Below are 12,175 nucleotides of genomic sequence, written 5' to 3'. Positions count from 1 at the left end.
ACGACCGGGCTCCAAAACCCAGCCACGGCTGAGCAGATCCACCCACCCGGGCACCCCAGCGAAAAACCGCGCCCTTGAACAGCGCCAGTCAGGCACCGCCAAACTCCAAGCGCCCCAGCAAGATGCGTCCGGCTCCCGGACCACTGACCCGGGAGCCGGAGCACTCACCCCTTGTACCCCGCCTTGCGCAACGCCTCGGCCAACGCGCTGTTGGCAGGCGGCGGCGAAGCCTCCCGCCGCTTCCCACCCCCGCCGCCACCACCACGCTGCTGCTGCCCCGGCCCCCGCCCGCGGTTCGGCTCCCGCCGCCCGCCACCCGAAGGCGCACCGGGCGCCGGCAGTTCGTCGTCCAGGCGCAGGGTCAACGAGATCCGCTTGCGCGGGATGTCGACCTCCAGCACCTTCACCTTCACCACGTCACCGGACTTGACCACGTCGCGCGGGTCCTTCACGAACGTGTGCGACAGCGCCGAGACGTGCACGAGGCCGTCCTGGTGCACGCCGATGTCCACGAACGCGCCGAAGGCCGCCACGTTCGTGACCACCCCCTCCAGGGTCATCCCCGGCGTGAGGTCGCTGAGCTTCTCCACGCCGTCGGCGAAGGTGGCGGTCTTGAACTCCGGCCGCGGGTCCCGGCCCGGCTTCTCCAGTTCCGCCAGGATGTCGGTCACCGTCGGCACGCCGAACTTCTCGTCCACGAAGTCCGCCGGGCGCAGCGCGCGCAGCTTGGTCGAGTTGCCGATCAGGCCGACCACCTCGCCGCCGGTCGCCGCGAGGATTCGGCGCACGACCGGGTACGCCTCGGGGTGCACGCTGGAGGAGTCCAGCGGGTCGTCGCCGGAGGGGATGCGGAGGAAGCCCGCGCACTGCTCGAACGCCTTCGCCCCCAGCCGGGGGACGTCCTTGAGGCCGGTGCGGCTGCGGAACGGCCCGTGCGCGTCGCGGTGCGCCACGATGTTCTCCGCCAGGCCCGCGCTGATGCCCGACACCCGGGTCAGCAGCGGCGCCGACGCGGTGTTCACGTCCACGCCCACACCGTTCACGCAGTCCTCGACCACCGCGTCCAGCGAGCGCGACAGCTTCACCTCGGACAGGTCGTGCTGGTACTGCCCGACGCCGATGGACTTCGGGTCGATCTTCACCAGTTCGGCCAAGGGGTCCTGCAACCGCCGGGCGATCGACACCGCGCCGCGCAGCGACACGTCCAGGCCCGGCAGCTCCTGCGAGGCGTAGGCCGACGCCGAGTACACCGACGCGCCCGCCTCCGACACCACGATCTTGGTCAACTTCAGCTCGGGCAGCCGCTTGATCAGCTCGATGGCCAGCTTGTCGGTCTCCCGCGAGGCGGTGCCGTTGCCGATGGCGATCAGGTCGACCCGGTGCGCGGCCGCGAGCCTGCCCAGCTTGGCCAGCGCCTCGTCCCACCGCTGCTGCGGCACGTGCGGGTAGATGGTGTCGGTGGCCACCACCTTGCCGGTCCCGTCGACCACGGCGACCTTCACCCCGGTGCGGAAACCCGGGTCCAGGCCCATGGTGGCGCGGGTGCCCGCCGGTGCGGCGAGCAGCAGGTCGCGCAGGTTCGCCGCGAAGACCCGGACCGCCTCGTCCTCGGCCTCCTGGCGCAGTCGGGTGCGCAGGTCGATGCCCAGGTGCACCAGAATCCGCGTCCGCCACGCCCAGCGCACGGTGTCCAGCAGCCACTTGTCGCCGGGGCGGCCCCGGTCGGCCACGCCGAAGCGCTGCGCGATCCGCACCTCGTAGTCGGTGCGCACCGGCGGCACCGCGGTCTGGTCGACCTCGGGGTCCGGTTCCAGGGTGAGTTCGAGGACCTCCTCCTTCTCACCGCGGAACATGGCCAGGATTCGGTGCGAGGGCAGCTTGCCGAACGGTTCGGCGAAGTCGAAGTAGTCGGCGAACTTGGCGCCGTCCTCCTCCTTGCCCCCGCGCACCTTCGACGCCAGCACTCCCTTGGCCCACATCCGCTCGCGCAGCTCGCCGATCAGGTCGCCGTCCTCGGCGAAGCGCTCCACCAGGATCGACCGCGCGCCGTCCAGCGCCGCGGTCGCGTCGGCCACGCCCCGCTCCGCGTCGACGTAGCCCGCGGCCACCTCGCGCGGGTCGTGCGCCGGGTCGCCGATCAGCGCGTCGGCCAGCGGTTGCAGCCCCGCCTCCCGCGCGATCTGCGCCTTGGTGCGCCGCTTGGGCTTGAACGGCAGGTAGAGGTCCTCCAGCCGCGACTTGGTCTCCGCGGCCATGATCTGGGCGGTGAGCGCGTCGTCGAGCTTGCCCTGCTCGCGGATCGAGTCGAGCACCGCGGTGCGCCGGTCCTCCAGCTCGCGCAGGTACCGCAGCCGCTCCTCGAGCGCGCGCAACTGCGCGTCGTCGAGGGTGCCGGTGACCTCCTTGCGGTAGCGGGCGATGAACGGCACCGTCGCCCCGCCGTCGAGCAGCTCGACGGCTGAGGTGACCTGCCCCTCGCGCACCCCGAGCTCTTCGGCGATGCGCTGATGAATCCCCTGCGCTGGCGCGGTCATGGCTCCTGCTTCCACTGCGGTTCAACTTCACTGTCGCAGGCCATTCTGGCGGACCCGGCGGTCGAACGGGCGCATGGGTGGCGACCTGTGGACAACTCCGGGCGGCCGGGTCGGGCCTGTGGACAACGCATCGCCCGCGTCGACGGGATGTGCGACAAAGGCATCAGGCACACCACCGTCCGCACGAGGAGAAGCCCGTGTTCCCCCAGGAAAGCGCACCCCACGCCCGCAAGCCGTCGACCGCACGCGGTCCCGCACGACACCGCGTACCCCATCCGGGTGAAGCAGGCGGCGCCTGCCGACCACGAGGCGCCACGACCAGTCGGTCACCCGAACGGGTTGCACATCGGATTGATCATCCAATGAGGACAGAGCTGCTCGTCGCACGGCCCGGCCGCCCGGGTCCGCGACCCCTCCTGCGGGAACCGCCCGGTTCGAGGGAGCCCGGAAAGCCTGCTGGGCCCCGCTCCGGGGGAGGAGCGGGGCCCAGCGGAAAGTCTCAGCGTCGAGACTCAGACGGGGACGACCCCGGTGGCCTGCGGTCCCTTGTTGCCCTGACCGACCTCGTAGGTCACCTTCTGGTTCTCCTCCAGCGTGCGGAAGCCGCTCGTCTGGATCTCCGAGTAGTGCACGAACACGTCGGAACTGCCGTCGTCGGGGGCGATGAAGCCGTAGCCCTTCTCCGAGTTGAACCACTTGACGGTGCCCTCAGCCATACCGCTCTCCTAGCTGTGCTGCCTCCCGGCGTCCGCTGGTTGCGACGCCCGGGACGTCCGGTCACGCTGGCGGTCCGGACGACCACAGGCAGTCAAACACACCTCGCGGCGCAGAGGTAGGGCCTTGACAGCGAACGTCTCAGCGGCCCGCGGCGAAGGCGGACAAAGCGCACAGGACCGCCCAGGCACCTGCCACCTTGGCGGAGTTGCGGCGGCTGCCCGCGTCGGGCAGGCCGGTGCCGAAGGTGATCGCGTCGGCGGTGTCGGAGGCGACCCGGACGGCGATGGCCGCCCGCAGCGGCGCACCCGCGGGGGCGAACGCCATGGCCAGCCCGGTGGCCACGTCGCGGACGCCGAGGCTCCTGGTCAGCGCCGCCACGCCGGGCTCGGGGGTGCCGCTCGGGTCGACCAGCCCGGTGGGCTTGGCCATCAGCAGCGGGCGAATCGTGATCGCCGCGCCGTACACCGCGGTGGCGGCCCCGAGGGCCCTCGGAATCCACGTCGACTGAGCCATGGACGGAGGCTACCCAGCCCGCGCCCGACGCACCCGGCGAGCGGACGGGCAAGATCGTGGGGTGCAGGCGACCTCGACCACCCCCGACCTCTGGCAGCAGATCTTCGGCGGCAACTGGCAGCCGCCCGCGACGATGGTGCTGCTCACCGCGGGGGCGGCCCTGCTGGTGGTGCTGCTGCGCCCCCTCTGGCGGCCTGCCCGCAACGTGATCACCATCGTGCACGAGGCGGGCCACGGGCTGGTCGCCGTGCTGGTCGGCAGGCGGCTGTCCGGCATCCGCCTGCACTCGGACACCTCCGGCGTCACCGTCTCCCGCGGCAAGCCGGAGGGGCCGGGCATGGTCCTCACGTCGCTCGCGGGCTACGTGGCGCCGTCGCTGCTCGGGCTGGGCTTCGCGGCGCTGCTGGCGGCCAATCGGACGAACGTTGTTATCGTGATCTGCGCGATATTGCTTTTCGGCGTCCTGGTGATGGTGCGCAACCTGTACGGAGTGCTCTCGGTCGTCGTCACCGGGCTGCTCCTGTTCGCCGTCTCGTGGTTCGCGCCGGACGGCGTCCAGGCCGCGTTCGCGTACCTGATCGCGTGGTTTCTGCTGTTCGGCGGCGTGCGACCGGTGTTCGAGCTCCAGCGCAAGCGCCGCCGCGGGCGGGCCCGCGACTCCGACGCCGACCAGCTCGCCCGGCTCACCGGGGCGCCCGGGTTCTTCTGGGTCGGCTCCTTCCTGATCATCGATCTGGGCGCGCTCCTGGTCGCCGCGGCGTGGCTGCTCCTCCCGTGACCGAGTACCGGCGGTATTCGGGCGTTAGGCTGCCCGCATGCCCCGACTGAGCAGGGTCGAGAGCCAAGCCCGCACCCGCGAGCTGCTCATCGCCACCGCCAAGGACCTCTTCCTCCGCGACGGCTACCACGCCACCTCGCTGGAGAAGGTCGCCGAGGCCGCGGGCTTCTCCAAGGGCGCGGTCTACTCGAACTTCCGCAACAAGGACGAGCTGTGCCTGGTCGTCCTGGACGACATCCACGCCGAGCACATCAAGGCCGTCGCCGAAGCCGTCTCCGGCAGGCCGTTCGACGACGCGGTCGCCCTGTTCTCCGAGTGGGCCGAGCGCATGATCGGCGACGAGGGCTGGACCGTGCTCGAGGTCGAGTTCGGCCTCCAGGCCCGCCGCGACCCGGCGCTGCGCGCCGAACTGGCCGTGCGCGACCGGGCCGTGCGCGACGCCATCACCAGCCTGGCCCGCACCTTCGACACCTCCGCCCACCCGGCCCCGCTGCCCGCCGAGGACATGGCCACCGTCCTGCTGAGCCTCGGCATCGGGCTCGCCATCCAGCGCGTCATCGACCCCGGCGTCCCGATCGGCACCCTCACCGACACCCTGCGCTCACTGCTGGGCAGGCCGAAGTCCGAATAGGACTTCACGTTGCCTCCGATCCGAAGTGGCCAGTACGAATGCGACTGGTCACAATGTCGACACCTGTTCGTGTCCCAGCGGACCCGCTGTGGCGCAAGCGAAGTCCCATCACGATCATGGACAGTCGCGAGTATCGACAACCCGAGATCGAGAGGGACCCCAGTGACCGACCCGGCCGAGGCCACCCCGCCGCGGCGGCGCACCCAGCGCGAGCGCCGCGAGGCGACCGTGGGCAAGCTCGTCGACGCGACCATCGCCGCGATCTCCGAGGTCGGCTACGCCCGCGCCTCGGTGCAGGAGATCTGCAAACGGGCCGGTGTGTCGCACGGCGGGCTGTTCCGGCACTTCGAGACCCGGCTGGACCTGGTCGTCACCGCGGCCGAGGAGGTCGGCCGCAGGCTGATCGCGAACTTCTGGGAACAGGTCGGCCCCGTCGCCGAACACGAAGCGGGCCTGCACGACGTCCTCCGAGCCATCCGCGCCGCGTCCCGCTCCCCGCTGAACCTGGTCTGGTTCGAAATCCTCGTCGCCGCCCGCACCGACACCGCCCTGCGCACCCGGCTGGGCCCGACCATGGACAGCTTCGCCAAGGACATCTACCTCACCGCCCTGCGCGTCCCCGCCATCGCCGCCCAACCGGTCGAAACCCGCCAGGCAGCGGTCTCCGCCGCCCTCCACATGTTCGACGGCGAAACCTTCGTCAACGCCGTCCACCCCAGCCCCCACCTCGACGACAAACGCCTGGAAATCGTCGCCGCCCTCTACCAGACCCCAGCCGCCCGGGACTGACCCCGACTCCGCGGACCTGCCCGAGCTCGACTGCTCCGGGACCTGCCCGGCCCCATCCCGTCCCACCGGACCGGACGTTCCCATTGCTGCCGAACCTGGTCAGTCAGTCCACCCCGACCCAACCACTCTCGGCGGTCGAGACCAGACCACCGTCCACAATTCTAGTCGTGCATGGGGCGGTGGGTAAGTGGTCGGTTGCGGGCTGTGGACAACTTTCGGGGGAATCGCCGGGGCTGTGGACAGAGGGGAGCGCTCGGCGGCGAATCCTGACAAGCTCGACCTCGTCGGGGCACGGGACGCACGGCGAGAGGACGGGTGGGGCTATGACGACGGGGTTCTCCGGGGGTGGGGTGCTCGAGGCGCTGGTGTGCTTCGAGCAGGCGACCGTGGTGCTGGCGCTGTGCGACGGGCCCGAGCTGGTGGTTCGGACGGTCAACGCGGCCGGGCGGGCGGCGGTGGGGGCGGACCTGGTGGGCAAGCCGCTGCCGGTCCAGGGGCACCGGCCGGGGCTCGATGCGGTGCTGGCCGACGGCAAGGAGTACCGGGCCGGGGGCGTGACCGTGGGCGGGGCGAAGCTCGACGTGGTCTTCCGGGCGGTGACCGCGAAGGACGGGCACATCACCGGGGTGACCTTCGAGGGCCACCTCCCCGGCTGAGGCAGACTCTCCCGGACGGACCCGGGCTACGAAGGGACACACGAAGGTGACCGACCAGCACACGGTCGTGGCGGAGTGCGCGGCGCGGGCCAAGGCCGCCGCCCCGGCGCTCGCGGCCGCGTCCGACGAGGCGATCGACAACGCCATCGGGGAGATGGCCGCGCGGCTGTCCTCGGCCAGGGCGAAGGTGCTCGCCGCCAACGCCGAGGACGTGGCCGCCGCGGAAGCCGCCGGGATGAGCGGGGGGTTGCTCGACCGGCTGCGGATCACCGAGGACCGGCTCGCCGACATGGCCGAGCAGCTCCGGCTGCTGGCCGGTGTCCCGCACCCGCCGCGGGAGACCCCGGTGCGGGAGCTGGACGGTGGGTTGAAGCTGGTCGAGCTGCGCAGGCCGGTCGGGGTCATCGGGGCCAACTACGAGGCCCGGCCCAACGTCACCGTGGACGTGGCCTCCCAGCTTGTCAAGTCACGCAACGCCGGGGTGCTGCGCACCGGTTCGGCGGCGCTGCGGTCGGCCACCGCGCTGCTCAAGCACGTGATCGCGCCCGCGCTCGACGAGGCCGGGCTCGACCCGGACGCCGTGCAGTTGGTGCCCACCGCCGACCGGGAGGCGGCCGGTGCGCTGGTCGAGCTGCCCGGGCTGGTGCCGCTGGTCATCCTCCGCGGCAGCGGTGAGAGCACCCGCGAGCTGGGCAGGCGCGCCGCTCAGGTGGGGGTGCGGACCCTCGCGCACGCCGACGGCGGCGGTGTCCTCTACTACGACAGCAAGGCCGACCCCGCCTTCGCCACCGACCTCATCCGGCGCAGCCTGGACCGGCTCGGCGTCTGCAACCGGCTCAACCTGCTGCTGGTGCACCGCGACGTCTACGACTCCGCCCTGCCGGGCATCCGGGCCGCCCTCGACGACGTGCGGGTCACGCCCTCGCTGCCGCCGCACACCCACGCGATCGGGTACGAGTGGGCGCTCGACGGCGACCACGAGGCCACCGTCACCGTCGCCCCCGTCGACGACCTGCGCGAGGCCGCGCGGATCGCCAACGAGGAGACCTCCGGCCTGGCCGCGGGCATCGTCACCGAGGACAGGGCGACCGCCGAGGAGTTCATGGCCGCCTACACCGGCACCGGGGTGTTCTGGAACGCCCCGACCCGGCTGCTCGACGGCTTCAAGCTGCTCGGCGTGCCGGAGACGGGCATCAACATCGACCGGGTCCCCGGCCCCCGCGGACCGGTCACCTACACCGACCTCACCCTGCGGCAGTACGCGGTGGTACCGGTGTGACCTGGGCAACCGACCGTTTTTGTGCGATCGGTTAGTTATGCACAGCACACCAAGCCCACACGAGCCCACCACAGTCCACCGGGCTACGATCCTTCCCGAGCCGCACCGGCGTGGCCGGCCGCGACTCACGAGATGGACGCCCACCACCATCAGTTGCAGGAGGCAGGAGTGACGGCAGTAGCCCCACGGCCGATCGCCACGCGGCCCTACCCGGCCCGCGAGACGGCCAAGGGTTCGTACCTGCTGCGGCTGTTCCGCACGACGGACCACAAGCAAATCGGCATCATGTACCTGGTCACGTCGTTCGCCTTCTTCATGGTGGGCGGCGCGATGGCGATGCTCATCCGAAGCGAGCTGGCCGTCCCGGGTCAGCAGTTCCTGTCGCAGGAGCAGTACAACCAGCTCTTCACCATGCACGGCACGGTCATGCTGCTGCTGTACGCGACGCCCATCCTGTTCGGGTTCGCGAACTTCATCCTGCCGCTGCAGATCGGTTCGCCGGACGTCGCGTTCCCGCGGCTGAACGCGTTCTCGTACTGGCTGTACCTGTTCGGCGGCATCATCGTGATGACCGGCTTCCTGACCCCGGGTGGCGCCGCCGACTTCGGCTGGTTCGCCTACACCCCGCTGTCGGACAAGATCCACTCGCCGGGTGTCGGTGCCGACCTGTGGATCACCGGCCTGGCGGTCGGTGGTCTCGGCACCATCCTCGGCGCGGTCAACATGCTCACCACCGTGGTCTGCCTGCGGGCGCCCGGCATGACCATGTTCCGGATGCCGATCTTCACCTGGAACATCCTCATCACCAGCATCCTGGTGCTGCTGGCGTTTCCGATCCTCACCGCCGCGCTGTTCGGCCTGCTCGCCGACCGGCAACTCGGGGCGCACGTGTTCGACCCGGCCAACGGCGGCGTGATCCTCTGGCAACACCTGTTCTGGTTCTTCGGCCATCCGGAGGTCTACATCGTCGCCTTGCCGTTCTTCGGCATCGTGTCGGAGATCTTCCCGGTGTTCAGCCGCAAGCCGCTGTTCGGCTACCGCGGCCTGGTGTACGCGACCCTGGCCATCGCCGCGCTGTCGGTGACGGTGTGGGCGCACCACATGTACGCCACCGGCGCCGTGCTGCTGCCGTTCTTCTCCTTCATGACCTTCCTGATCGCGGTCCCGACCGGGGTGAAGTTCTTCAACTGGATCGGCACGATGTGGAAGGGGTCGCTGACCTTCGAGACCCCGATGCTGTTCAGCGTCGGCTTCCTGGTCACGTTCCTCTTCGGCGGTCTGACCGGTGTGCTGCTCGCGGCCCCGGCCATCGACTTCCACGTGTCCGACACGTACTTCGTCGTCGCGCACTTCCACTACGTGCTCTACGGCACGATCGTGTTCGCCACCTTCGCGGGCATCTACTTCTGGTTCCCGAAGATCACCGGGCGGTTCCTCGACGAGCCGCTGGGCAAGCTGCACTTCTGGACCACGTTCATCGGCTTCCACGGCACCTTCCTGGTCCAGCACTGGCTGGGCAACGAGGGCATGCCGCGCCGCTACGCCGACTACCTGGCCAGCGACGGCTTCACCACGCTGAACACGATCTCCACGATCGGCGCGTACATCCTCGGCGCCTCGACGCTGCCGTTCATCTGGAACGTGCTCAAGTCCTACCGGTACGGCGAGCTGGTCGACGCCGACGACCCGTGGGGCTACGGCAACTCCCTGGAGTGGGCCACCAGCTCCCCGCCGCCGCGGCACAACTTCACCGAGCTGCCGCGCATCCGCTCGGAGCGCCCGGCGTTCGACCTGCACTACCCGCACATGGTCGAGCAGGGGCACCACGACAAGTACGTCGGTGTCGGGTCGGCCAAGCACAAGCCGGCCCCGTCGGAAATCCTCGCCGAGAAGATGAACCCCGACGACATCTCCAAGGGTGACCCCACCCTGTCGAACTGACCCGGGTCACCAGCAGGTGAACCCGAACATCCAGTAGATCCAGTGGAGCTGCGGGTGGAACCAGGTACGCGCGACGTGCCGGGTCCACCCGCAGTCCCATGTCCGGGGCCGGACGGTCCCGCGAGCCCCGGGAGACCGCGATCGTGACCGCCGCCCAGAACCCCGCCACCCTGAATCCCACCGCCCTGAATCCCACCGCCAACCCCGCCCCGGGGACCCCGGTCCTGATCACCGTCACCGGGCCGGACAAGCCGGGTGTGTCCTCCGTGCTGTTCGCCGTGCTGGTGCGGCACGGGGTGGAGATCCTCGACGTGGAGCAGGTCGTCATCCGCGGGCAACTGGTGCTCGGGGTGCTGGTCAGCGCCGACCACGACGCCGAGGGGTTGCAGGAGTACGTCGAGCAGGCGATGGCGTCGGTGGCGATGCACGTCGAGGTCGAGGTGGGGGTGGACCCGTCGTCGGCCACCGGCTCCACGCACGTGCTGGTGGTGCTGGGCAGGCCGGTCACCGCCCGCGCGTTCAGCGAGGTCGCCCGCCACCTGGCCGGGCTCGGGGCCAACATCGACTCGATCCGCCGGGTCGCCGACTACCCGGTGACCGGCCTGGAGCTGCGGGTCTCGGTCGCCGAGGACACCGACGCCGCCGACGCCGAGCTGCGCGGCGCGCTGGCCGCGCTGTCGGGCCGGGTGGGCCTCGACATCGCCGTGGAGCGCGACCTGCTCTCCCGGCGGGCCAAGCGGCTCATCGTGTTCGACGTGGACTCCACCCTGGTGCAGGGGGAGGTCATCGAGATGCTCGCCGCCAAGGCCGGGTGCGAGGACAAGGTCAAGGAGATCACCGACGCGGCCATGCGCGGCGAGATCGACTTCACCGAATCGCTGCACCAGCGGGTGGCGCTGCTGGAGGGCCTGCCCGCCACGGTCCTCGACGAGGTCGCCGCCGCCATCCAGCTCACCCCCGGCGCCCGCACCACCATCCGCACCCTCAAGCGCCTCGGCTTCCGCTGCGGTGTGGTCTCCGGCGGGTTCGACTACATCATCGAGAGCCTGGTCGACGACCTCGGCCTCGACTTCCACGCCGCCAACGAACTGGAGATCTCCCGCGGCGTCCTCACCGGCCGGGTCATCGGCGAGGTCGTCGACCGCGCGGGCAAGGCCGTCGCCCTGCGCCGCTTCGCCCAGCAGTACGGGGTCCCGCTCGCGCAGTGCGTGGCCGTCGGCGACGGCGCCAACGACATCGACATGCTCGCCACCGCGGGCCTCGGCGTCGCCTTCAACGCCAAGCCCGCGCTGCGCGAGGTCGCCGACACCGCCCTGTCCCACCCGTACCTCGACGTCGTGCTGTTCGTACTCGGGGTCACCCGCGCGGAGGTCGAGGCCGCCGACGCCGCCGACGGCCTGGAGTTCGACCGCCTGTGACCGCCATCCTCACCCCGCTGGTCGACCGCTACGCCTCCTGGCTCACCCGCCCGGCCGCCTCCGCCGCCGACACCTCCGACGAGGACCCGGCCGAGGTCCGCGCCATGCCGGTCATCCTGCGCATCGAGCGCGACCCCCAGCCCGACCGCACGGCCCTGCTGGAGGCGGCCGCGGCGGCCGCGCTCGCGGTCTGCCTGGCCCCCGAGGCCGAGGGCGAGTGGCACCCCGAACTGCGCGCCTGGGTCAACGGCCGCATCCGCAAGGTCTCCCGCCGCGCCCGCGGCGCCCACTGGGCGGCGGTCCACGACCTGCCGGGCGTCACCGTCGAGGTCGACGGCGCCGAAGCCCGCGCCCTGGTGCCGATGCGGGTCAGCCAGACGCCCAAGGAGGTCTCCCGCCTCCAGATCTCCGGCAGCGAACTGCCCGCCTCCGCCCCCGGTCCCGTTCCGGCGGGCGCCCCCGTGCTGTGGCTGAACCCGGACGTGCCGATGACCGCGGGGAAGGCCGCCGCCCAGGTCGGCCACGCCACCATGCTCCTCGCCGCACTGATGCACGCCTCCGGCCAGCATGACGCACTTGAGAACTGGGCGGCCCTCGACCACCGCACCGCCGTCCGCACGCCGACCCCCGCCGCCTGGGCCGCTGCGCACCCCGGCGCCGATCCCGAGGCGGCTTGGCGCGATCACGGCGTGGTCGCTGTCCGGGACGCGGGTTTCACCGAGGTCGCCCCGGGCACGGTCACGGTTCTGGCCCGCTGGCCCTGACCCCACCTATCGGTCTCGCGGCATTCGATCTACGTACCCCGTCTGACTCGCCGTCCCGGTCGGGGCCTGGCCTGGCTCGGCCTGCAAAGCCCGGTCTTGTCGTTGGGGTGCCCGGCTGGGTGGATGTGTTTGGCCGGGGCCCCTATGGCGATCAT

The 12,175-nt window shown here is 71.1% G+C and carries 11 protein-coding genes; 8 read left to right on the top strand and 3 right to left on the bottom strand.

The genetic code is table 11. The annotated features are described in order from the left end of the window. Positions 1 to 164: 164 nt before the first annotated feature. From UO65_RS08430 to UO65_RS08420, 3 genes are all read right to left on the bottom strand, one after another. Complete coding sequence (locus tag UO65_RS08430; RefSeq protein ID WP_035280333.1) at positions 165 to 2,534, bottom strand: Tex family protein; 2,370 nt, start codon at positions 2,532 to 2,534, stop codon at positions 165 to 167. A 512-nt stretch (positions 2,535 to 3,046) separates the two neighbouring features. Then, entirely contained in the window at positions 3,047 to 3,250 is a 204-nt protein-coding gene (locus UO65_RS08425) for a cold-shock protein (RefSeq protein WP_035280332.1), read from the bottom strand. Positions 3,251 to 3,389: 139 nt separating this feature from the next. Beyond that, positions 3,390 to 3,764, bottom strand: coding sequence for a hypothetical protein (locus UO65_RS08420; RefSeq protein WP_035280331.1), 375 nt, complete (start codon positions 3,762 to 3,764; stop codon positions 3,390 to 3,392). Positions 3,765 to 3,825: 61 nt separating this feature from the next. Here UO65_RS08420 and UO65_RS08415 point away from each other — a divergent pair, with 61 nt between their 5' ends. The 8 genes from UO65_RS08415 (at position 3,826) to UO65_RS08380 (ending at position 12,020) form a co-directional block, all read left to right on the top strand. Further along, on the top strand, positions 3,826 to 4,542 hold the full coding sequence (locus UO65_RS08415) for a M50 family metallopeptidase (protein ID WP_035280321.1): 717 nt from the start codon (positions 3,826 to 3,828) through the stop codon (positions 4,540 to 4,542). A gap of 37 nt (positions 4,543 to 4,579) precedes the next feature. Next, positions 4,580 to 5,173, top strand: coding sequence for a TetR/AcrR family transcriptional regulator (locus tag UO65_RS08410; RefSeq protein WP_035280320.1), 594 nt, complete (start codon positions 4,580 to 4,582; stop codon positions 5,171 to 5,173). A 162-nt stretch (positions 5,174 to 5,335) separates the two neighbouring features. After that, the gene (locus tag UO65_RS08405; protein WP_035280318.1) at positions 5,336 to 5,962 is read left to right on the top strand and encodes a TetR/AcrR family transcriptional regulator; all 627 of its coding nucleotides are present in this window, start codon (positions 5,336 to 5,338) and stop codon (positions 5,960 to 5,962) included. 323 nt (positions 5,963 to 6,285) lie between these two features. After that, positions 6,286 to 6,618 (top strand): hypothetical protein, encoded by a 333-nt coding sequence (locus tag UO65_RS08400; protein ID WP_035280316.1) that lies wholly within the window; start codon positions 6,286 to 6,288, stop codon positions 6,616 to 6,618. Positions 6,619 to 6,664: 46 nt separating this feature from the next. Beyond that, on the top strand, positions 6,665 to 7,897 hold the full coding sequence (locus UO65_RS08395; RefSeq protein ID WP_035280314.1) for an aldehyde dehydrogenase family protein: 1,233 nt from the start codon (positions 6,665 to 6,667) through the stop codon (positions 7,895 to 7,897). A 168-nt stretch (positions 7,898 to 8,065) separates the two neighbouring features. Further along, positions 8,066 to 9,838, top strand: a complete 1,773-nt coding sequence (gene ctaD, locus UO65_RS08390) for an aa3-type cytochrome oxidase subunit I (protein ID WP_035280312.1) — start codon at positions 8,066 to 8,068, stop codon at positions 9,836 to 9,838. Positions 9,839 to 10,023: 185 nt separating this feature from the next. Then, positions 10,024 to 11,256 carry a phosphoserine phosphatase SerB gene (gene serB / locus UO65_RS08385; RefSeq protein WP_035280334.1) on the top strand — a complete coding sequence of 411 codons (1,233 nt, stop codon included), beginning with the start codon at positions 10,024 to 10,026 and terminating at the stop codon, positions 11,254 to 11,256. Next, on the top strand, positions 11,253 to 12,020 hold the full coding sequence (locus UO65_RS08380) for an aminoacyl-tRNA hydrolase (RefSeq protein WP_035280310.1): 768 nt from the start codon (positions 11,253 to 11,255) through the stop codon (positions 12,018 to 12,020). Before serB ends, UO65_RS08380 begins: the two co-directional genes overlap by 4 nt. Positions 12,021 to 12,175 lie beyond the last annotated feature (155 nt).

The sequence above is a fragment of the Actinokineospora spheciospongiae genome, assembly GCF_000564855.1.
Classification (GTDB): domain Bacteria; phylum Actinomycetota; class Actinomycetes; order Mycobacteriales; family Pseudonocardiaceae; genus Actinokineospora; species Actinokineospora spheciospongiae.
Note: the sequence above shows the minus strand (reverse complement) of the source record. Positions and strands in the feature narration are given on the sequence as shown.

Coding starts and splice junctions, on each gene's coding strand:
- UO65_RS08400 (WP_035280316.1), top strand. CDS start 6,286: ATGACGACGGGGTTCTCCGGGGGTGGGGTGCTCGAGGCGCTGGTGTGC.
- UO65_RS08430 (WP_035280333.1), bottom strand. CDS start 2,534: ATGACCGCGCCAGCGCAGGGGATTCATCAGCGCATCGCCGAAGAGCTC.
- UO65_RS08410 (WP_035280320.1), top strand. CDS start 4,580: ATGCCCCGACTGAGCAGGGTCGAGAGCCAAGCCCGCACCCGCGAGCTG.
- UO65_RS08420 (WP_035280331.1), bottom strand. CDS start 3,764: ATGGCTCAGTCGACGTGGATTCCGAGGGCCCTCGGGGCCGCCACCGCG.
- UO65_RS08425 (WP_035280332.1), bottom strand. CDS start 3,250: ATGGCTGAGGGCACCGTCAAGTGGTTCAACTCGGAGAAGGGCTACGGC.